General features: G+C 41.5%; 19 protein-coding genes and 1 pseudogene. 3 read left to right on the top strand and 17 right to left on the bottom strand.

Annotation, left to right across the window (positions count from 1 at the left end; genetic code table 11):
- Positions 1 to 246 precede the first annotated feature (246 nt).
- From HMPREF2917_RS09015 to HMPREF2917_RS09005, 3 genes and pseudogenes are all read left to right on the top strand, one after another.
- Positions 247 to 1089 carry an aldo/keto reductase gene (locus HMPREF2917_RS09015; RefSeq protein WP_006152895.1) on the top strand — a complete coding sequence of 281 codons (843 nt, stop codon included), beginning with the start codon at positions 247 to 249 and terminating at the stop codon, positions 1087 to 1089.
- A 163-nt stretch (positions 1090 to 1252) separates the two neighbouring features.
- Positions 1253 to 2398: pseudogene (locus tag HMPREF2917_RS09010) on the top strand (low temperature requirement protein A).
- A gap of 560 nt (positions 2399 to 2958) precedes the next feature.
- A complete protein-coding gene (locus HMPREF2917_RS09005) occupies positions 2959 to 3489 on the top strand; it encodes a hypothetical protein (protein WP_049491434.1) in 531 nt (176 codons plus the stop codon).
- A gap of 197 nt (positions 3490 to 3686) precedes the next feature.
- Here HMPREF2917_RS09005 and HMPREF2917_RS09000 read toward each other — a convergent pair whose 3' ends face one another.
- The 17 genes from HMPREF2917_RS09000 to ytpR all read right to left on the bottom strand — a co-directional run bounded on the left by HMPREF2917_RS09000 (position 3687) and on the right by ytpR (position 19191).
- Complete coding sequence (locus tag HMPREF2917_RS09000; RefSeq protein WP_049491432.1) at positions 3687 to 4394, bottom strand: hypothetical protein; 708 nt, start codon at positions 4392 to 4394, stop codon at positions 3687 to 3689.
- Complete coding sequence (locus HMPREF2917_RS08995; protein WP_070590336.1) at positions 4391 to 5071, bottom strand: ABC transporter ATP-binding protein; 681 nt, start codon at positions 5069 to 5071, stop codon at positions 4391 to 4393. Before HMPREF2917_RS08995 ends, HMPREF2917_RS09000 begins: the two co-directional genes overlap by 4 nt.
- Before the next feature lie 289 nt (positions 5072 to 5360).
- Positions 5361 to 6665, bottom strand: coding sequence for a sensor histidine kinase (locus tag HMPREF2917_RS08990; RefSeq protein ID WP_141751553.1), 1305 nt, complete (start codon positions 6663 to 6665; stop codon positions 5361 to 5363).
- A 13-nt stretch (positions 6666 to 6678) separates the two neighbouring features.
- Positions 6679 to 7413, bottom strand: coding sequence for a response regulator transcription factor (locus HMPREF2917_RS08985; protein WP_070590333.1), 735 nt, complete (start codon positions 7411 to 7413; stop codon positions 6679 to 6681).
- A gap of 906 nt (positions 7414 to 8319) precedes the next feature.
- Positions 8320 to 9945, bottom strand: coding sequence for a chaperonin GroEL (groL, locus tag HMPREF2917_RS08975; protein ID WP_070590330.1), 1626 nt, complete (start codon positions 9943 to 9945; stop codon positions 8320 to 8322).
- A 21-nt stretch (positions 9946 to 9966) separates the two neighbouring features.
- The gene (gene groES / locus HMPREF2917_RS08970) at positions 9967 to 10248 is read right to left on the bottom strand and encodes a co-chaperone GroES (RefSeq protein WP_024055367.1); all 282 of its coding nucleotides are present in this window, start codon (positions 10246 to 10248) and stop codon (positions 9967 to 9969) included.
- Between the two features lie 129 nt (positions 10249 to 10377).
- Entirely contained in the window at positions 10378 to 10671 is a 294-nt protein-coding gene (locus HMPREF2917_RS08965; RefSeq protein ID WP_031572673.1) for a hypothetical protein, read from the bottom strand.
- A 98-nt stretch (positions 10672 to 10769) separates the two neighbouring features.
- Positions 10770 to 11624 carry a PTS system mannose/fructose/sorbose family transporter subunit IID gene (locus HMPREF2917_RS08960; protein WP_037585172.1) on the bottom strand — a complete coding sequence of 285 codons (855 nt, stop codon included), beginning with the start codon at positions 11622 to 11624 and terminating at the stop codon, positions 10770 to 10772.
- Positions 11608 to 12450: a PTS mannose/fructose/sorbose/N-acetylgalactosamine transporter subunit IIC gene (locus tag HMPREF2917_RS08955; protein ID WP_003004789.1), complete on the bottom strand. Its 843-nt coding sequence runs from the start codon at positions 12448 to 12450 to the stop codon at positions 11608 to 11610. Before HMPREF2917_RS08955 ends, HMPREF2917_RS08960 begins: the two co-directional genes overlap by 17 nt.
- 56 nt (positions 12451 to 12506) lie before the next feature.
- Entirely contained in the window at positions 12507 to 13001 is a 495-nt protein-coding gene (locus tag HMPREF2917_RS08950; RefSeq protein ID WP_000261775.1) for a PTS sugar transporter subunit IIB, read from the bottom strand.
- A 14-nt stretch (positions 13002 to 13015) separates the two neighbouring features.
- Positions 13016 to 13453 carry a PTS sugar transporter subunit IIA gene (locus tag HMPREF2917_RS08945; RefSeq protein WP_049472855.1) on the bottom strand — a complete coding sequence of 146 codons (438 nt, stop codon included), beginning with the start codon at positions 13451 to 13453 and terminating at the stop codon, positions 13016 to 13018.
- 140 nt (positions 13454 to 13593) lie between these two features.
- On the bottom strand, positions 13594 to 14892 hold the full coding sequence (locus tag HMPREF2917_RS08940; protein ID WP_049486473.1) for an ABC transporter substrate-binding protein: 1299 nt from the start codon (positions 14890 to 14892) through the stop codon (positions 13594 to 13596).
- Positions 14889 to 15572 (bottom strand): response regulator transcription factor, encoded by a 684-nt coding sequence (locus HMPREF2917_RS08935; RefSeq protein WP_037585171.1) that lies wholly within the window; start codon positions 15570 to 15572, stop codon positions 14889 to 14891. The genes HMPREF2917_RS08940 and HMPREF2917_RS08935 overlap by 4 nt, the downstream gene beginning before the upstream one ends.
- Before the next feature lie 5 nt (positions 15573 to 15577).
- Entirely contained in the window at positions 15578 to 16894 is a 1317-nt protein-coding gene (locus HMPREF2917_RS08930) for a sensor histidine kinase (RefSeq protein ID WP_070590328.1), read from the bottom strand.
- Positions 16894 to 17877 (bottom strand): substrate-binding domain-containing protein, encoded by a 984-nt coding sequence (locus HMPREF2917_RS08925; RefSeq protein ID WP_070590325.1) that lies wholly within the window; start codon positions 17875 to 17877, stop codon positions 16894 to 16896. Before HMPREF2917_RS08925 ends, HMPREF2917_RS08930 begins: the two co-directional genes overlap by 1 nt.
- A 188-nt stretch (positions 17878 to 18065) precedes the next feature.
- Positions 18066 to 18461, bottom strand: a complete 396-nt coding sequence (locus tag HMPREF2917_RS08920) for a single-stranded DNA-binding protein (RefSeq protein WP_003004675.1) — start codon at positions 18459 to 18461, stop codon at positions 18066 to 18068.
- Between the two features lie 103 nt (positions 18462 to 18564).
- Positions 18565 to 19191, bottom strand: coding sequence for a YtpR family tRNA-binding protein (ytpR, locus tag HMPREF2917_RS08915; protein ID WP_031572654.1), 627 nt, complete (start codon positions 19189 to 19191; stop codon positions 18565 to 18567).
- Between the last annotated feature and the right edge of the window lie 6 nt (positions 19192 to 19197).

Raw genomic sequence — 19197 nt, 5'->3', positions numbered from 1 at the left:
TCCTGACATTGAAAATACCTAAAAGTATTTCCTAAAATCAGCTATATTTCAATATTTTTGTTTATTTTCAATATGAAAAGTTCTTACAAATTCATTCTCTTCCCAAGTAATAATATCTCCAAAAGCTGTTACGAACAGCGGAAAAAGAAGTAAGGAACTATTCATAATAATAGCCGTAGCAAATCTTTGCATTTTTGCCTTATCTTATTTAAGATAGTACTATTAAAAAAAGAAAAGGTGAAAATCATGGAAACATATACACTTGCAAATGGGGTTGCTATTCCTAAAATTGGTTTTGGAACTTGGCAAATTGCTGAAGGCGAAGAAGCCTATAACAGCGTTAGCTTCGCACTTAAGGCGGGTTACACACATATTGATACCGCACAAATTTACGGTAACGAGGTTTCTGTAGGTAAGGCGATTGCTGATAGTGATTTGGCACGTGAGGATATTTTCCTAACTACCAAACTTTGGAATGATAAGCACGATTACGAGTTGGCTAAGACTTCTATCGATGAGTCTCTCGAAAGACTTGGTGTGGATTATTTGGATCTTTTGCTTATCCATTGGCCTAATCCAAAGGCGCTTCGTGAGAATGATGCTTGGAAGTCTGGTAATGCAGGCGCTTGGAAGGCAATGGAAGAAGCCTACAAAGAAGGTAAGGTGCGTGCTATCGGTGTGTCTAACTTTATGCAACATCACCTAGAAGCTCTTCTTGAAACAGCTGAAATTGTGCCACATGTCAATCAAATCCTCTTGGCTCCAGGTTGTGACCAAAAAGACTTAGTTGCCTATTGCCAAGAGCGCGATATCCTTCTTGAAGCCTATAGTCCACTAGGTACAGGTGGTATTTTTGGAAATGAAGATGTTGAAGCAGTGGCTGAACGTAACGGTAAATCTGTGGCACAAGTTGCTCTGCGTTGGAGCCTTCAAAAAGGTTTCTTGCCACTACCTAAGTCTGTGACACCTAAAAATATAAAAGCTAACTTGGATATCTTCGGCTTCGACTTATCAGAGGAAGATATGGCGGTCTTGGATAAGATTCAAGGCATCAAAACTCAGGATGATCCTGACAAAGTTAATTTTTAATAGGATTTTAATCAACTCGTCAGGGTTGCTTTTTCAAGTAAATGACAAAAGAAGTCAAGATTTTGACAATTCGCGCCACATGAAATTATTTAAGCATATCCTTTTCTCTCATTACCATTTTCTGTTATAATAAATTGTACTTCTAAAATAGAAAGGTCTTAAGATGACAACTCTTATTTAACATAAACGTGTAGAATTTTCAGAACTTTTTTATGACTTAGTTTTTGTTTTTGCAATTTCAAAAGTAACTACTTTAATTGACCATCTTCATAACGGTATTTTGACTTGGAATTCTTTCCTTGATTTTTTCATTGCTTCTTTGCTTCTCATCGATTCCTGGATGATTCAAACCGATTATACCAATCGCTATGGAAAGAACTCTTTATTTAACATAGTAATCATGTTTATCAAAATGGGAATTTTACTCTTTATAGCCAATATGATTGGACCTGATTGGCAACAATATTTTCATTATCTCTGTTGGGCTATTGGTACATTAACCCTTACCTTATTTTTTCAATATTTGGTTGAATTTTTTAGAAAATCAACCGATGATGTTCATCGGGAAAGTATCAAAGGTTTTCTATGGATAACAGGTCTAGGAAGTTTAGGAGTCTATTTAGCAGCTCTTCTTCCTATTTACGTTGGAGTCTCTGTCTTATTTGCTAGTATTCTGCTAACATTTATTATGCCAAGTATCTTGCTTAATAAAGATAAGCATTACCAGGTAAATCTCCCCCATTTAATCGAGCGCATCTCCCTTCTTGTCATTATTATGTTTGGAGAGATGATTACGGAGCTAGCTAACTTCTTTACAATCGAGAATTTCTCGATTTATTCGGTTCTTTATTTCATTATTATGATTTCTCTGTTCTTGTTTTATTTTGGTCAATTCGACCATGCTATTGATGAAAAATCTAATCAAAAGGGGCTATTTCTAATTTACAGTCACTATCCTATTTTCATTGGGCTTATGATGATGACTGTATCGATGAGTTTTCTTCTGAATCCTGAAGCTAATCGTCTCTTTGCAACCAGCTTCTCTTATATCGGATTTGGCCTCTTTCAAGCTGCTGTCCTAGTAAATGGGCCCCATAACAAACACTATCTTCGCTATTCGAAAAGTTACTACTGTGTCCAAGCGACACTCTATCTGGCTGCCTTGATTCTCTCTTTAATCTTTGCTTCTAATCCTATAATAGTAGTGAGTATAACAACCATTTTAGCTCTAGCTATAACCATTCATTTTATTTATTTTTATATGACACAGAATAAAAAATATTCCAAATCTAACTGGGGGATATTTTAATGAGTTTATAAGATTAAAAAGCTTTGGGAACCAAGGCTTTTTTTTCATTAATTTGTTTTTCCATTTTATCCTCCAATTTGATCTCGCACTGACATTTGTTTATAACAACACTATATATCTAGTATAGCATAATCATTAGGTATTATAGATTTTCAAACCAAATGCGAGTCATTCGTTTTTCCCCACTTTTGCCCCATTTTTAAATCCTGACATTGAAAATACCTAAAAGTATTTCCCTAAAATCAGCTATATTTCAACATTTTTGTTTATTTTCAATATGAAAAGTTCTTACAAATCCATGTAGGGGGCATTTTTTTATGCACAAAAAGCCTTGAAAACCAAGGCTTTTTTGCTTGTCTTAAGAGCATTTGGCTCATATTTTTATATACTATAATGTAGCGTACGAAGTTAAATCATTCTGCACCATTGTTATTCCATTTATAATAAAAAAAGCACCTTTGAACCCTAGCAAACATTTGACAGCTCTTCACCGAATCCGCTATGATAAGGGTACTTGAAATTCCAAGTTTTCGTTGCATCTTAAATGTAAGGAGTCCAAAATGAAGATCTATTATTCAAAATATATCGTATATGGCTCTCTGGCTTTTGCCTGTGCGCTCTTTATCCACTTAGCTTTTTTATCGATCCTAGGTTTTGAGGGTTTTCCAAAAATCACTTTTATCACTCTCATTCAGATCCTTTTATTTTTGATTGCGATCTATGCAACCATTGCTGGGATCAAAAGACTGACCAGTCGTCAGATCGCCTTTGAGCTGACTTCTGATGGGATCTATGCTTATCAAGGAGTGATTCTGACAAAAGACATCTTTATTCCCAAGGAAGATTTGGTGAGTGCAGCCTATAAAGTGGTTGACGTCAGTGACCCGGATCACCAAAATAGTAAAAGTTATTTCATCGAGTTTCAGTTGAAGGAAGATACTGCACTAGAAAATCTCTCAAAATCGAATGTCATCATTGACACAGAGCACCATACCGTAAAACTCTTCGTCAATCTTTGTAAATTTAAGGAAGAAGATTGGCAAGATCTGTCCAAGTACTTGACGGACGAATACCGAATAACCGTTTTATAGCAAAAAAAAGAGAGTGGGACAGAAATCGGTCATTCGTTAGAATTCGATTTCGTCGTTCCACCTCCGCACAGTTGAGTAGGGCTGTAAAAGCTGATGAAATCAGCGTAGTATAGCCCACTCAACAACTGCGTCTTGCTCGACAATCCAAAAACAATAGAGAGGCTAGGACTTTTGTCCCAGCCTCTTTTTAACTGCTCCTAGTTCCCCATTTTTCCTTTGGGTACGAGCAGATAGAAAAATAGTAAATTCAATCCAAATACGGCAACAAAGAGCGCTAATTGGCTAGCATCGATCGTTTGTTTCTCGGTCAAATCTTGAATCAGCTTTGTATAATAATAACCTGGGAAAGCCCGTTGTAGCTTGCCAACTAAGTCCATAAATCCTCCACTTGCGCCAAGCTTATCAAAGGGAATAATGGTCATAGCGGCCAAAATAATAACAGGAAAGCCAATGGTATCAATCGTCTTAGCATCTACCCTGACCCCGAGTACAAAGCCAATCACGCTAAAGTAGATCCCCATCAAGGATAAGAGGAAAAATTGTACCAACAGGCTAGTCGTCACCGGAAAGTGAAAACCTAGAACAGCAACTACTAGCACTGCTAAAAAGATCAAGCTGTTCAAAATCAGTTGTACGATGCTTTGATCCCATAAATAGTTCTTGACACTATAGCTTGTAAAGTGGGATTCAAAAGAATAAAACCCGATATCTGAGGCGATTCGCTTACTAAAAGTTGCAAGGCTATTGCCAATGACCCCGATAAATACGGCAATACCTAATAAAATACTTGGCGAAACCCCTTTTTGAAGCTGATAAAAGAAGATATACCAGCCTATGGGTAAAATAATGGTGAATAATACGAAGCGCTTATTTCGTAAAACTTGTTTTAATTGAATCTTTTTCATGCTTGTTCCCTTCCTTTATTCATCTCTTCTCGGAAATACTGCTCAATGGTTTGACCAGCCTGGTGAATGTCCTCAACAGTCTTTGTGGCAGCAATTCGACCGTCTTTTAAAATCAGGACTTTTGTAAAAAAGGCATCAATTTGGTTAAAATCATGGGTCACCACAACAGATGTAAACTCTTGCTGCTCCAGCAATTTCCAAAAATTATCCACTGCCTCCAAGTCCATGCCTGTCGTCGGCTCATCTAAAAAAATCAACTTTGGATGATTCAAAATGGTTACCAACAAGGACAAGCGTCTCTTTTGACCACCAGAAAGACTACCCACCATCTGCTCTCTTGATTCTCTTAATTCGACCATCTCTAAGAGTCCATTGATATCAGCCTGCTTCAACTGATTCATCCGACTTTTTAATTCGACAAATTCAGCAACGGTAAGATCCTCGATGAGCAGATCCCCCTGAGGCATCATCCCAATTTCCTTTTGAAAATCAAGCGAAGTCTTTATCGTCCCGGAATCGGCCTGGAGCTGCCCAGCGATAATGTTGAACAGGGTACTTTTTCCTGCTCCATTATTTCCCAGCAAGGCAATTTTGTCTCCTTCTTCTATCGAAAAAGACACTCCCTTTAATACAGCTTTCTCCTTAAATGATTTTGTAATAGATGCTACCTGAAACATAGGATCCCTCTTTTCTTATTGATCTTGTGTACAGTATACTTCAAAGAGACAGGCTTTGTGGCTCTCTGTCAGAATCGGTCAGAAAATCGTCGCGAATGGTCAAAAAAGAGGCTGGGACAAAAGTCCTAGCCTCTCAATTATTTTTGGATTGTAGAGCAAGACGCAGTGGTTGAGTGGGCTCTAATACGCTGATTTCATCAGCTTATACAGCCCTACTCAACTGTGCGGAGGTGGGACGACGAAATCGAATTCTAACGAATGACCGATTTCTGTCCCACTCTCTCTTCCATTATTCCTTCCAAAAGGTCAGGCTCTGAGTAAATCGGTAGTTTGAACTCTTGGTAGACACGGTCGTTTTGGGATACTTTTCCAGTAATTGTTGGATCTTGTACAAGCCAAGACCGCGGCCCTCTCCTTTACTCGAGTAGTCTTTTTCAAAAATTCTCGCCAGATCTATTTTTTCAGCTTTTGTACTATTTTCAACTATTAAGATGAGGGAGTTCGTCTCCTGAAGCATGGCAAGGGTCAGCTGGGGGTCCTCTGATTCAAGACTCGCTTCGATAGCATTGTCACAAAGGATGGATAAGAAGGTGATGAAATCTAAAACCTCGATGAATAAATCACGAACAGGTTCATCGATCTCGACAGAGATCCCAATCCCTTTATTTTGGGCTTCCAATAATTTTGCGGACAGAACACTTTTTACAGCTGGATTTTCTATGTGACTGAGTTTGGCAATATCAAACTTACTATTGTAAAATTGCTGGCCACTCTCTCGAAGAACATTCTCATAGACTTCCCTGATCGCATTGAGGTCTCCGTGCTCAATACTTAATTTGAGACTGGTTAAAATATTCAGGTAATCATGACGAAAGGCACGAATCTCCCCATAGAGCATTTCGACGTGTTGGCTATAGGTGGCTAACTCCTGCAGTTGCCTATCTTTTTGCTCTAGAATCTCTTGTTTCAATCGTTCTTTGGACACTGCATTGAAATACAAGAGCATCACAAAAAACAAAATCAGATAAATACTATTTAACTGTTCCCGTAAAGCATCTGCATGAGGAATAGCATCCTCAAAAACCACCAGACCTACAACACTGAGCAAATACACAAACATGGAAAGATCCATTGGGAGTAGGAAACGATTAAAATACTGCCGTTGAAATCCTACTTTTAGATCTGTAAAATCTAGTTTTAACAATTTAGTGATTCCTATATAAACAGGAAAGACCAGCAATTCAAGTAGAGCATCATACCAGCTGACAGATGCCTCACGAACAAGTACAATCCCTAGCATCGGAAAGACATAAAAGGCTAAGAGACGCCCAATGAGACTCTCCACGACAACCGGGTAGAGCCCGTAAAAAATGTTCAAAAGGTGTCGTATGTTACGATTCCGATAGAAACTATAGGCAATAAATACTAAGAAATAGCCAAAAAAGCCTACCGGTGGCACAAGGGTAAAGACGACTGCAAAGAAGAAGGGGCACAAAAAGAGCCAACGTAAGGCGAACTCTTGTCTACTGATATGACGATAGATCAGCATGCTGACGAAGAACTTTAAGTAAGACATTAGAATATCTAACAGCAATTCTTTCTCCCTTCTATTTTTTCAAAGCTTCCAGTAAGCCTCTATACTTGGTCCGTGAGATCAAGCAATTGTCCCCATTTTCAAAAAAAGCTTTCTTGGCTTCTTTGTCAATCTTCGTAATATTTTGTGGATTCACCACAAAGGAGCGGTGGCACCGATACAAGCGGGGATCTGCTTTTTCGATATCGGTAATACTGGCGTAAAATTCTAATCGCTCATCCTGGGTGTGTAAAATAACCTTGTGAATGGTTGGAGACGTTTCAACATACAAAATCTTATTAAAGGGAACTTGTACACGCGCCATCGCACTCTCAAATGTAAAAGCATCTTGCGCAATCGTGGTCCCAGCTTGCTCCAAGGTATAGTCAATGGCCGAGTCGATTCTTTTTCTGAACTCTTCTTCGCTCAGCGTTTTATCAATAAAATCCAAGGCGGCTACTTTGTACTGAAAGGTAATGGGCATAAATTCAGAGTGAGTGGTGACAAAGACAATGGTCGCATGGGGATCTTTCTTACGAATCTCTTTTGCGATCTCCAGCCCCTTTTTCTCCTCACCTTTAATCTCGATATCTAAAAAGAATAGGTGATGGGCGCCTCTCTCTGTGATAGCATCCAGCAACTGGCTTGACTTCCCAAACACTTCTGGCGCTTTGCATTGCAAGAATTTTTGACGGATGAGATCCTGCAAGACCGCTTCGATACGCGATTGTTGGATCCATTCATCTTCTAACACAAAAATCTTCAACAAAGTCCTCACTCCTTCCCCTCTACGAATATGTTCTATTTTACCATAAATGATGCCTGCTGAGCCACTCTTTCAAAAGAGACTTAATAGCCCTTCTACCTTTTCTCCTTAACAAAAAAACTCTCCCGGAGGAATCCGGAAGAGCTTGCGCAAGGGGAATTTGAAAAATATTTTTTAATATGAAAAAGGTCGATAAAATCTATGCTATGTTCAAACTCTCATTTTACTAACAGCGATATTACGATCAAGTTTTATTGTCAATAGACATGTATGTGGGAAGTTCTCCCCTTGCAACAATGTAGACCTGTGATCTACTCTTACTAGTATACACTAGAATTATTACAAAATCAGTTAATTTGTATTGCAATTTGTTGGCAAATATCCCTCTGCCTGAAAACACCGCAAATGCTTGATTCCCAAGCATCTACGCAAGTCCTCTTTAATTAGTATTTATCATTTCTGTTACAAAATTTAAAATAAAAATATTATTCCATAATAAATGAAAATCCCAAAGCACGATAAAAAGAGGCTGGGACAAAAGTCCTAGCCTCTCAATTATTTTTGGATTGTAGAGCAAGACGCAGTGGTTGAGTGGGCTCTAATACGCTGATTTCATCAGCTTATACAGCCCTACTCAACTGTGCGGAGGTGGGACGACGAAATCGAATTCTAACGAATTACCGATTTCTGTCCCACTCTCTTTGAGCTAGTAAGACGATTAGCCAGGCCGCAACATAGTGGCTACTATCCAACGATGAGAGGTATAGCCTCAATCGTGTAACAGTTACGACAGAAAATAAAGAAGGCCTATAACGCCTTCTTTATTTTCTTAGTAAGACACTTCGGCAAGGCACCATGGTGCTTGCCGTAGCCTAATGAGGTGCTTTAGCACCCATTAGGCTAAGTGTGTTACATCATCCCACCCATCATGCTTGGATCCATTCCTGGTCCTGCTGGGGCTGCTGGTTCTGGTTTGTTGGCTACGACTGCTTCGGTCGTCAAGATCAGACTCGCTACGGAAGCGGCGTTTTGAAGGGCTGAACGGCTCACTTTAACTGGGTCGATGATTCCTGCATCAATCATATTCACCCATTCACCTGTTGCAGCATTGAAACCTGTTCCGACTTCGGCATTTTTCAAGCGATCAATCACAATAGATCCTTCGTAACCGGCATTGTGGGCAATTTGGCGCACTGGCTCTTCCAAAGCACGAAGAACGATATTGCGTCCTGTTGCTTCATCCCCTTCTAATTCAAGGGCTGCGACTGCAGAGATGACATTGACAAGAGCTGTACCACCTCCGGCAACGATCCCTTCTTCAACGGCTGCGCGAGTCGCATTAAGGGCATCTTCGATACGGAGTTTCATTTCTTTCAATTCTGTTTCTGTTGCAGCACCAACCTTGATTACGGCAACGCCACCAGACAATTTAGCCAAACGTTCTTGTAATTTTTCACGGTCAAATTCAGAGGTTGTGGTTTCGATTTGTGACTTGATGACCGCAACACGGTTAGCGATCGCTTCTGGGTTACCAGAACCTTCGACAATGACAGTACTGTCTTTATCGACTGAAACTTTAGCTGCTTGACCAAGGGCTTCAATGGTTGCATCTTTCAATTCAAGACCGAGATCTTCTGTGATAACAGTTCCACCTGTCAAGATAGCGATATCTTCTAGCATGGCTTTGCGGCGATCACCAAATCCTGGTGCCTTAACAGCTACGACATTAAAGGTACCGCGGATCTTGTTCAAGACAAGTGTTGGAAGAGCTTCGCCATCTACATCATCTGCGATGATCAAGAGTGGACGGTTGCTTTGAAGAATGCTTTCCAACAATGGCAAGATTTCTTGGATGTTTGAGATCTTTTTGTCAGTGATCAAAATGTATGGATTTTCAAGATCTGCCACCATTTTTTCATTATCAGTGACCATGTATTGTGAGAGGTAACCACGGTCAAACTGCATGCCTTCAACCACTTCAAGCTCGGTTTCCATTCCACGAGACTCTTCAATGGTGATGACCCCATCTTTGCCAACTTTTTCCATGGCTTCAGAGATGTACTCACCGACTTTTTCAGAACGAGAAGACACAGCAGCTACTTGAGCAATCGCTTCCTTGCTCGATACTGGAATCGCATTGTTTTTCAAAGCTTCTACTGCTGTTGCAACAGCGGTCTCGATCCCACGGCGGATGCCAATTGGGTTAGCACCTGCAGTGACGTTTTTGATCCCTTCACGGACGATAGCTTGAGTCAAGACCGTTGCGGTCGTTGTACCGTCACCTGCGATATCATTGGTCTTAGAAGCCACTTCTGACACCAATTTAGCACCCATATTTTCAAAATGGTCTTCCAATTCAATTTCTTTTGCGATGGTCACCCCATCATTTGTGATCAAGGGTGAACCAAATGATTTTTCAAGAACCACATTGCGCCCTTTAGGGCCCAACGTAACTTTCACTGTATCTGCTAAGACATCGACACCACGGACCATTGCAGAACGTGCATCAGATGAAAATTTAATATCTTTTGCCATTTCTCTTACCTCTTTCTTCTCTTACTCTACAATTGCAAGAATGTTTGCTGTTCCAACGATGGTGTAGGTTTCTTCCCCATCTTTCACTTCAATTCCTGCATGGCTTTCAACCAAAACGTGGTCTCCTGCTTTTACAGCTGGAGCGATGAGTTCACCACTTAGGGTACGCACACCTTCACCAACGGCAACCACTTCAGCTGTTTTTGTATCGGCCTTGCTCGCACCTGCGAGGACAAAACCTCCAACAGTCTGTTCTTTTTCTTCTACTTTTAAGACCACACGGTCTCCTAATGGTTTTAACATGTTCATTCCTCCATACGTGTTTTTAGCACTCTCTATACGTAAGTGCTAACTTATGTTTCTATTGTATCACTTGGTCAGAAATAGTCAAGAAAAAAACACCTCAAAAATAGATGAGATGTTTCTAAAATTTCAATTTAAAATTGTCAATTTTTGATTGAAATCATCGATCACTTTTTGAAGATTGATCCGCCCGCGGTAGATGCCATATCCAAAAACAATCATGCCTAAAATTCCAATCAAGGCTAGTAAAATCCCGAGGATCAAGAGTGGAAGGAAACTTTTGTGAAAGAGATAGATCAATACCACACCAATACTGGCAATGATAAAGAGTAAGCTGAACCAACGACCAAGGTTTTCAAGCATGTGGCGTTGGTACTTGATTTCTGTTTCATATCCATTGACAAGTTCTTGTTTTGTAACCATGGGATTCCTCCTGATAAAAATTGAGAATGAAGTGCAAGTAAAGGAGGTCCATTCACTTCATTCTCAAAAACTCCTACTAGCAAATTCGTTTTTTTACCTTAGTATTTAAGATGTGGGTCAAAGATACCAAGGGCAACACCGATCAAAGCAACTACAACGAGAAGTAACATAACTTTGTTTGGTGAAATTTTTTTCTTAGACATCAACCACCAGCAAAGAGTGATGAAGGCTGCTGTCAAGAGACCTGGATAAACACCATCGATCTTTTCTTGGATGTTCAAGAAGACTTTTCCTTCAGAATTCTTGAATTGAAGGGCTGTTGTAACAGATACCCAAGTAGCTGCTACGGCACCGATAACCATACCACCGACAACGCTGATCGCTTTACGAAGAGCTTGTCCTTTTGGTCCTACAAGGAATTCAACGGCTTTATCCCCTAATTGGTAACCTTTGAAGAAGGCAAAGCGCATACCAAAGTAGACTAAGAGGTTCCATACGACGATGTAGAAGAGAGCACCAGCGACGTTACCACCTTTAGAAAGTCCAAGGGCAATCCCTAATAGAACTGGAATCAAGGTACCAACGACCAATGAGTCTCCAATACCAGCGATTGGTCCCATCAAACCGGCACGCATACCGTTGATGGTTTCGCCATCTACTGCATCTCCGTTTGCACGCGCTTCTTCCAAACCAGCTGTGATCCCTACAACAAGAGATCCAAGTTGTGGTTCAGTGTTGAAGAAGGCCGTATAGGTTTGCATAGCATCCTTTTGTTCTTCTTTTGTATCATACATTTCTTCTACGATTGGAAGCATAGAAGTCAAGTACCCGAAGGTTTGCATATGTTCTTGAGAGAAACAAGTCAAATGACCATAATACCAATGATGGAATGCTTTTGCTAATGTTTTCTTTGAAATTTTCTTTCTATCAGCCATTTTAAATATCCTCCTCATCATCGTCTTGGTCCACCACTCCGGCTGGAGCAGCTTTCATCGATTTGATCACTTCAAGTTCATAGTAGATTACTGCAAAGATTAATGAAACAACGGCACTGGATACCAAGTTCAATCCGAGAGATTTTGCCAAGGTAAATCCAACAAAGAATGGAATGAAGTCAGTTGCTTCTGTAACAATTTGTTTCAACAAGATGGCAATACCGACACATGGGAGAAGAGCACCGACTGTAAAGAGGGCTTTCATCCAGTAACCATCCATAGGAAGGTATTGTTTCATCAAATCAACCATGTTTTCACCGTATTTGGTGATAATCATTGTTGGAAGGAAAGAGAAGAGGAAGTGAGAGATCCAAGGGTAAACCCAGTCAACTGCGTAGAGTTTTTTGAAGTTTCCTTCTTCAACGGCTTTCCAACCAATGTGTTGCCAAACCAAGTTCATAGTAGCGGTACCGTAGAAAAGAACTGTACCAATTGTCCCAACGGCTGCACCGATTGGAGCTGCAGCTGCGGCGATTCCTGCTTCATCTGTGATGTTATTAGCATGCACAAACAAGATAGCAAGAGGAACACCGATGTAAGAGATGGCACGCACATCGGCAGATACGGTACCACCAGGTGTTACCAAGGCGATATAAACGACTTGAAGGGCAACCCCGACCATAATACCGGTTGTCACATCTCCAAGAATTAAACCTGAAATCAACCCACCGATCAAAGGACGACCGAGTGTATAGTTCCCGATACTGGAACCTCCCATACCAGGCATTGAAGACAAGCTGGCGAAAATACCAAGCAAGATTGCTTGAATCCATGAAATTGTCATAACAAACGCTCCTTTTGTTTGTAAATTTATTTACCTAACAGATAGGACTGTTAGTTTTAAAAACCAAATTTTGATTTGAAATCATCCCAATACCCGATGGAAACATCTGGCAACAATTGGAATTTCACCTTGTAGCCTGCTGCTTGAATGGCTTGGAAGGCTTCTGCTTCTTCCTGAGTGATGGATTGGTTATTTCCCAATTTCACAGCTCCAGGACGATCATTTGCAGGGCCAACAATGATTTCTTTGACATCACCTGGGACAAACCCTTGGTCGACCAAAATTTCCTTCATATCGATTGGATTTTTGGTGATTAAGAAGTAACGACTATCTGATTCTGTTACTTTTGCTGATTTTTCCTTAAAGGCTTCCTTTGTCCATACAAAGGTTTTCTTGTCTGATGCGCCTTTGTAAGCTTGGATCAAAACCTTGTTTGATGCTGCTGCATCGTTTACGGCAATCAAACCATCACATGGTTTTTCTTTTGCCCAGCGTGTGACTGTCTGACCGTGAATCATGCGATCATCAATCCGTACAAATGTTACTACCATAAGGTACCTCCCTATTAAATATCGTCATCATCTTCTTCAGCACTAGTAGCTGAAACTTCAAAAGGCTGTAGTGCAGATCGTGCTTCTGATAAGATGGTAGCTGACAAATCGTCTCCATCCAACACATCCTTCATCACAACTGCCGTCAAGGCCATGGTGAGGTTCATCCCACCAAGGATCAAGGCTCCATCGAGCTTTCCAGCTTCTTCTAGAACCGTGGCTGCAGTGGTTAATGGACTACCACCTACGATATCTGCCAAGACCAAAACAGAATCATCAGCTGTCAATCCTGAAATGCTCTCTCTGAAATCAACTGCGAAGTCATCGACCGATTTTCCTTCTTTGAGTCCAACTGCGATGACTTGATCCATCTTATCACCAGCAAACATGGCTAGTGATGTCTTTAGACCTTCTGCCAGTCCACCATGACTGACCAAAACGAGGTATTTCATTTTGCTACGCCTCCTTTATTTGACTCTATTGTAGATTATTTGAAAGCGTTTTTACATTGTCAAATGTCACATTCCTAATATGACATTTAGCAATAAAAAAATGACATCTGTCACTTGACAAAATGCCATCTTATTTTACTCTAAACTCCTACCTGTAGACTACTTTCAATCTCCCTCTGAATTTGAGGCAAGCGGTTCTCAACATCTTGATCGCGCAAGGCATTGCCAATCAAGTAATCTAACTTTTCTAACACCTCTTTTGAGACATTTTTCGGACTACTTTCAACAGCTTGTTCCATAATGCGGTTCAAGGTCTGATTGGTCAAGGAATCCGTCCCAAAATCATCTACCTGCAAAAGGTCTTTACTAGAGCGACTCTTGACTACCTGTGGCATGACAGAGATCCCCTGGGATTGGGCAAAGAGAGTTTGTTGAATTTCTGGATCCTCTGTTAAGAGTTGCATCAATTCCCAAGACAACTTGGAATGAGAACTTCGAGCCGACATAGCAAAAGAAGTCGTCGTGACCAAGGTTGCCTTGGTCGTTTTTGACTTAGCAGGCATCGGGATACAGGTCCAGGTGAAGTTTGAATATTTAGAAACGTGGTAGGGATAAGGTTTATAGGTCCGATATTGGGCCAAGGTCATGGGATAGAAGGCGACTTTTCCCTGGTCAAAATCTTTAGAGCTCACCTTGTAATTTTTATTTAGATCTTCCAATTTTTGCAGAAAAGTCAGAGACTCTTTCACCTCTGGAGCTGTCAGCTTGAGCATGCCACCTTGGAAGAGATGACCTCCATTTGCCGCCAAGGCTTCTTTCCAGGTGTATTCTGTACTCCCAAATTGGTCCAATTGCCCATCCCCATTGGTATCTTTGGTTAGTTTCTTGCAAATCGTATAGAACTCTTCAAGGGTCCAACCTTCTTTGGGAACCGCGATGCCTTCTTTATCCAAGAGATCTTTATTGACACACATCAAAATCGGATTACTTTCATAAGGTAAGGCATAGGTTTGCCCCTGATAGACACCGGATTCAAAGGCAACGGGATAAAAGGCAGCTTGATCTTTTCGATCCATATAGCCGTTTAACTTTTCTAATACGCCCCGCGCTGCTAATAAAGAAAGATCTTGCTCAGAGACCATAAACACATCCGGCGTCTTTCCTGAGACAATCTTTTCGGAGAGCCAGTCAGAATAATCCGACTGAGGAATCCCATTTTCATACTCTACACGAACGTGGGGATGGGATTTTTCAAATTTTTGAATCGCACGATCCAAGGCATGGGAACGTTGACTGGTCGGCACATCCCAGCTAGAACCTGCATAAACGCCGATATGGAGTACGGTCGGTTGCTGTTTCCACCAATAAAAACCCGCGCTCACACAGAGCACAACAAGGAGACCAATCCCCCAACAAAGATGCTTTCGCTTCAATTTCATTCTGTATTTCCTTTAGAAAAATCACGTCTCGTCACTCCTGTTTGGACTGACCAGATCGCTAATTGCGTTCGATCTCGTAGGTTTAATTTCGCCAAAATCGTTGATAAGTAATTGCGCACGGTTCCTTCTGACAAGAAAAGTTTGGCCGCAATTTCTTTATTAGACTCCCCATAGCCGACTTCTTGGATAATGCGCCATTCCGTCGTGCTCAAATCCTTGACATTGTCCTCATCCACAGCAATAGAGAAGTTGGTCTTGGCCATTTGTGAGAAAATTTGAAAGACCTTACTAGCGATATTCGGGTTGATCATGGCTCCGCCTTGATACACCACCTTAATCGCTTCATAGAGTTCCTCTGTCGAGGCTCCCTTTAAAAGATAACCTGAAGCACCATACTTGAGTGCACTATAGATAAATTCATCATCATCAAAGGTCGTTAAAATAATAATTTTGATATCCGGATAGTGCTCTTTGACTTCTTTTGTCGCCAAAACTCCATCCATGCCTGGCATCCGAATATCCATTAAGATCAGGTCAGGATGTGTCTGCGGAATGCTCGACAAGACGTGATTCCCATCTTCCACTGTGGCCACCACTTCGATATCGGGGTGGGCTGACAAAATAATTTTCAGAGATTCTCGAATCAAGGCCTGGTCATCTGCCACCATTACTTTTATCACCATCTCTATCTCCCTTCTTTATATTTCGGTAAACTGATGCGCGTGAAAAATCCATCGCGGCTTTCAAATTGAAGCTGTCCTCCTAGGATGGAAATACGCTCCATCATCTGCTTGAGCCCATAGCCATAGGTCAAGGTTTCAAATCCAACCCCATTGTCCTGCAACTCAATCAGGTAATTTTCTTTATCCTCAAAAAAATGAAGGCTCATCTGACTGGCATGACCGTGGCGAACCGCATTGGTCATAGACTCTTGGATCACACGAAAGATCGTATCTTCAATCATGACGTCCATATCGACATCGACCCATTCATAGTGTAAATCAACCTGCAAGTTGGAAAGCGTCTGGTACTCGCGGATCATCTTTTCCAAAGCATCTTTGAGGGTTCGTCCCTCAAGGGCACCTGGACGGAGGCGGTTGAGAGAGCCCCTCACATCCTGGATCCCTTCCCGGACAACTTCTGATACACTTTTTACCTGCTCTTTTGCCCGATTGGGATCGATATCAATCAAGACCCCAACAGCATCTAAGCCGGCCGAGATCCCTGTTAGCGCGTGTCCCAAGGTATCGTGAATTTCCCGAGCAATCCGCTTGCGCTCCCGATCTTCTGCAATCTTCTCAGACAAGGCCATATAGTTGTTCAACTCCGTATTGACCTTCGAAACCATGGCCAACTCTTCTTCTACTTCGTGGTTTTCCGCAAGAACATTCATAATATAGAACAAAAGTGAAATAATGAAGAGCACCATATTCAAGGCATAGAGGGAATTCTTCAAGAAAAAGGCCAGAATCCGGATGGAGGCAGGATAAAAATGAATATAGACATCAAGAGAAGGTATCGGAAAGAAAAGCGAAAAGACGTCTGAATTGGTCACAAGAAGCATCAAGAAACTCACTAGGATAAACGCAAACCAATACTTGCGGTCTCGCTTGGTATTCAACTCTTTGGAACCATAGAAGATATCCGCAAAAACCAATAGAATAAGCCCGTTATAAGCTACATTTTGGACCCACATCAAGAGCAACATCAGGAGGATCTCCAGAATGTTCCACTTATCAAAAATGGACCATCGACTCGTTTGAGACCGGTAACGACTCATGGAGATCAAGGCAATTCCAGCAAATAAGAGCGCAGACAACCAAAAAGTTGTAGAGGGCGCAAAAGGAATACGCTCTAAGCGTTCTACTAATAGAGAAGCTTGCCGTTGGGCAATGATATAGTTGGTTGCTTGAAGATAGATGATACTGTTGAGCATCACAGCGATAAAATTTACGACCATCAGGATGGCTAAACTGTATCTCACACCTCTAAATTTTCTCATTACTGCCACCCATTCACATCAAAGTGATCGATGTTTTCCTTTGTCATCATTTGAACCGGAATGGTTATCTCTTTTTGGTAGCTTTTCCCAGCCGTCATATCTTGGATGACCTCCATCACGCGGTCTCCCATCTTCAACGGAGACTGGGCAACGGTTCCCACGACATCATCTGTCGAGTGTAGCAAGGCTTTCATATCTGGTGAGCCATCGATCCCATAAATCGCAATGGGATGAGTGATTCCTTGCTCCTTGATCGCTGCTAAAGCTCCTATAGCCGAGCGGTCATTTAGGGCAACTAGTGTATCGACATTCCCCCCTGACTGCAAGAACTTACGGACAGCCGGCATGGCGATCTCCGTCTGACCTTTGGTTTCTAGTTCAGAGATAATCTCATAAGAGCCATGTCCTTTGATGGTATCCTTAAATCCCTGAATCCGCGTATCTGCCGAAACAGTCCCTTTGTGCTCCAAGAGAAGGATCCGAGCATTTGAAGAGCGTTTCATCAGCTCTTTCGCAATCAAGACTCCTGCTTGGTAGTTATCAGAGACAATGCTGGCATCCGGCTTAAAATGCTTGAGCTGGGTATCAACTGCAATGATCTTAATTCCTTGTTTTCTAGCTTTTTTAAGAGCTCTTAAAATGGGCTGACTATCCCCTTTAACCGGATTAATCACAATCACATTTACCTTTTGAGCGCAAAAATCATCGATCTGCTGGCTCTGCCTTTTTTCGTCCAATTCTGGATCTCGAACAGATACAAGAGCCCCTCTCTCATCAGCAATCCGACTAATTTCCGAATGAATACTTTTATAGAACTCATTGTTCATGGTCATATAGGTGACACCGATCTTGGTCTGATCCTTGATGCTACTGGTTTGACAAACGGCATAGATCCACAAGAGGATGCAGGCCACCGGAATCACCAGTAGAACCCGTTTTATCAGCCATTTTAACAGTTCTTTTCTTTCTTCTTTCCCCTTCAAACTCCGTTCCTTTTCTGAAAATTTTGAATATATATTACTTTATTTTACTACTTTTTCAAGAAAAGTGCTGGCTTTTATTGTACAGATGCATATTTTTGATTTATTTTTAAAAGACTTGTTCCCGAATGAAATCCCTAGCAAGTATCAAAAAAGCTGGTCTATAAACGAACCAGCTTTCTTTTTTGATCCTAAAAGGGAAGATCTTCCTCTTCTAAGATGATATCGGCTAAATCTCCCGTTCCACCATTTTCACGCATCGCTCGCTGAGCGCGGCTCTCTAGCAACTGAAAACTTTGGCAGAGGACCTCTGTCACATACTGCATGACCCCATTTTTCTCGTAGCGGCGCGTCCGAATCTCTCCATCCAAAGAGATCAAGCTCCCTTTACTGGCATAACTAGCCATGGTTTCAGCCAATTTCCCCCAGACAACGACATTGACAAAATCAGTCTCTCGCTCCCCGTTTTGGTCCTTGTAGCGACGATTGACCGCAACGGTCACTCGGGCAACGGATTTGTCTGTGCTGGTTTTGTGCAATTCTGGAGCCGCCACCAGGCGACCGATTAAAATAACTTTATTATACATCGTTTACCTCCTATCTATTTATTCGAAAAAATTTCAAAAAATGGAGGTTGTAACTCAAAATTATCAAAAAATCTAGGATTCAAAACATCCTAGATTCTTCTCTTTATTCATGCCAGTGACGAGCAGGATCAAAAGGTGTACCTGCTACTTCTGCATCATCCAATTCAATAATGCCTCGTTTTTGAGGAGCATTTGGCAAGTGCAATTCACGCGGACTGCACATCATGCCATAGCTTTTTTCTCCACGAAGGGCCCCTGGAAAAATCAAGCTACCATCCGGCATCATGGCACCTGGAAGAGCAACAATGGTCTTGAGACCCACCCGCGCATTTGGAGCTCCTGCTACGATCTGAACTGTCTTATCTGGTCCAACTGCTACCTGGCAGATATTCAAGTGGTCACTATCTGGATGGGCCACCATTTCAAGGATTTCTCCCACCACAAATTTTGGTTCCCGATCGTTGACCAAACGTTCTGCGAAGCCTTCTCTTTCCAATTCTTGGTTCAAACGATCCACTTGCTCATCTGTCAAAAAGACTTGGCCCTTGCCTTCGATGGCGAAGAAAGATGAGGCATCAAAGATATTCCAGGCAACGGTTTCTTGCTTGTCCTCACGGTAAACGCGTGCCACTTTCCCTTTTCTCTCCACCGCGAGCTTTGCATCTCCACTATTTTTCAAGGTCAGCATCAAGACATCGCCGACTTGTTCTTTGTTGTATGTTACAATCATGATTTT

It is taken from the genome of Streptococcus sp. HMSC061E03, from assembly GCF_001813505.1.
Taxonomy (GTDB): domain Bacteria; phylum Bacillota; class Bacilli; order Lactobacillales; family Streptococcaceae; genus Streptococcus.
This window is presented reverse-complemented; position numbering and strand designations above follow the sequence as displayed.

Coding starts and splice junctions, on each gene's coding strand:
- HMPREF2917_RS09015 (WP_006152895.1), top strand. CDS start 247: ATGGAAACATATACACTTGCAAATGGGGTTGCTATTCCTAAAATTGGT.
- HMPREF2917_RS09005 (WP_049491434.1), top strand. CDS start 2,959: ATGAAGATCTATTATTCAAAATATATCGTATATGGCTCTCTGGCTTTT.
- HMPREF2917_RS09000 (WP_049491432.1), bottom strand. CDS start 4,394: ATGAAAAAGATTCAATTAAAACAAGTTTTACGAAATAAGCGCTTCGTA.
- HMPREF2917_RS08995 (WP_070590336.1), bottom strand. CDS start 5,071: ATGTTTCAGGTAGCATCTATTACAAAATCATTTAAGGAGAAAGCTGTA.
- groL (WP_070590330.1), bottom strand. CDS start 9,945: ATGGCAAAAGATATTAAATTTTCATCTGATGCACGTTCTGCAATGGTC.
- groES (WP_024055367.1), bottom strand. CDS start 10,248: ATGTTAAAACCATTAGGAGACCGTGTGGTCTTAAAAGTAGAAGAAAAA.
- HMPREF2917_RS08965 (WP_031572673.1), bottom strand. CDS start 10,671: ATGGTTACAAAACAAGAACTTGTCAATGGATATGAAACAGAAATCAAG.
- HMPREF2917_RS08960 (WP_037585172.1), bottom strand. CDS start 11,624: ATGAGGAGGATATTTAAAATGGCTGATAGAAAGAAAATTTCAAAGAAA.
- HMPREF2917_RS08955 (WP_003004789.1), bottom strand. CDS start 12,450: ATGACAATTTCATGGATTCAAGCAATCTTGCTTGGTATTTTCGCCAGC.
- HMPREF2917_RS08950 (WP_000261775.1), bottom strand. CDS start 13,001: ATGGTAGTAACATTTGTACGGATTGATGATCGCATGATTCACGGTCAG.
- HMPREF2917_RS08945 (WP_049472855.1), bottom strand. CDS start 13,453: ATGAAATACCTCGTTTTGGTCAGTCATGGTGGACTGGCAGAAGGTCTA.
- HMPREF2917_RS08940 (WP_049486473.1), bottom strand. CDS start 14,892: ATGAAATTGAAGCGAAAGCATCTTTGTTGGGGGATTGGTCTCCTTGTT.
- HMPREF2917_RS08930 (WP_070590328.1), bottom strand. CDS start 16,894: ATGAGAAAATTTAGAGGTGTGAGATACAGTTTAGCCATCCTGATGGTC.
- HMPREF2917_RS08920 (WP_003004675.1), bottom strand. CDS start 18,461: ATGTATAATAAAGTTATTTTAATCGGTCGCCTGGTGGCGGCTCCAGAA.
- ytpR (WP_031572654.1), bottom strand. CDS start 19,191: ATGATTGTAACATACAACAAAGAACAAGTCGGCGATGTCTTGATGCTG.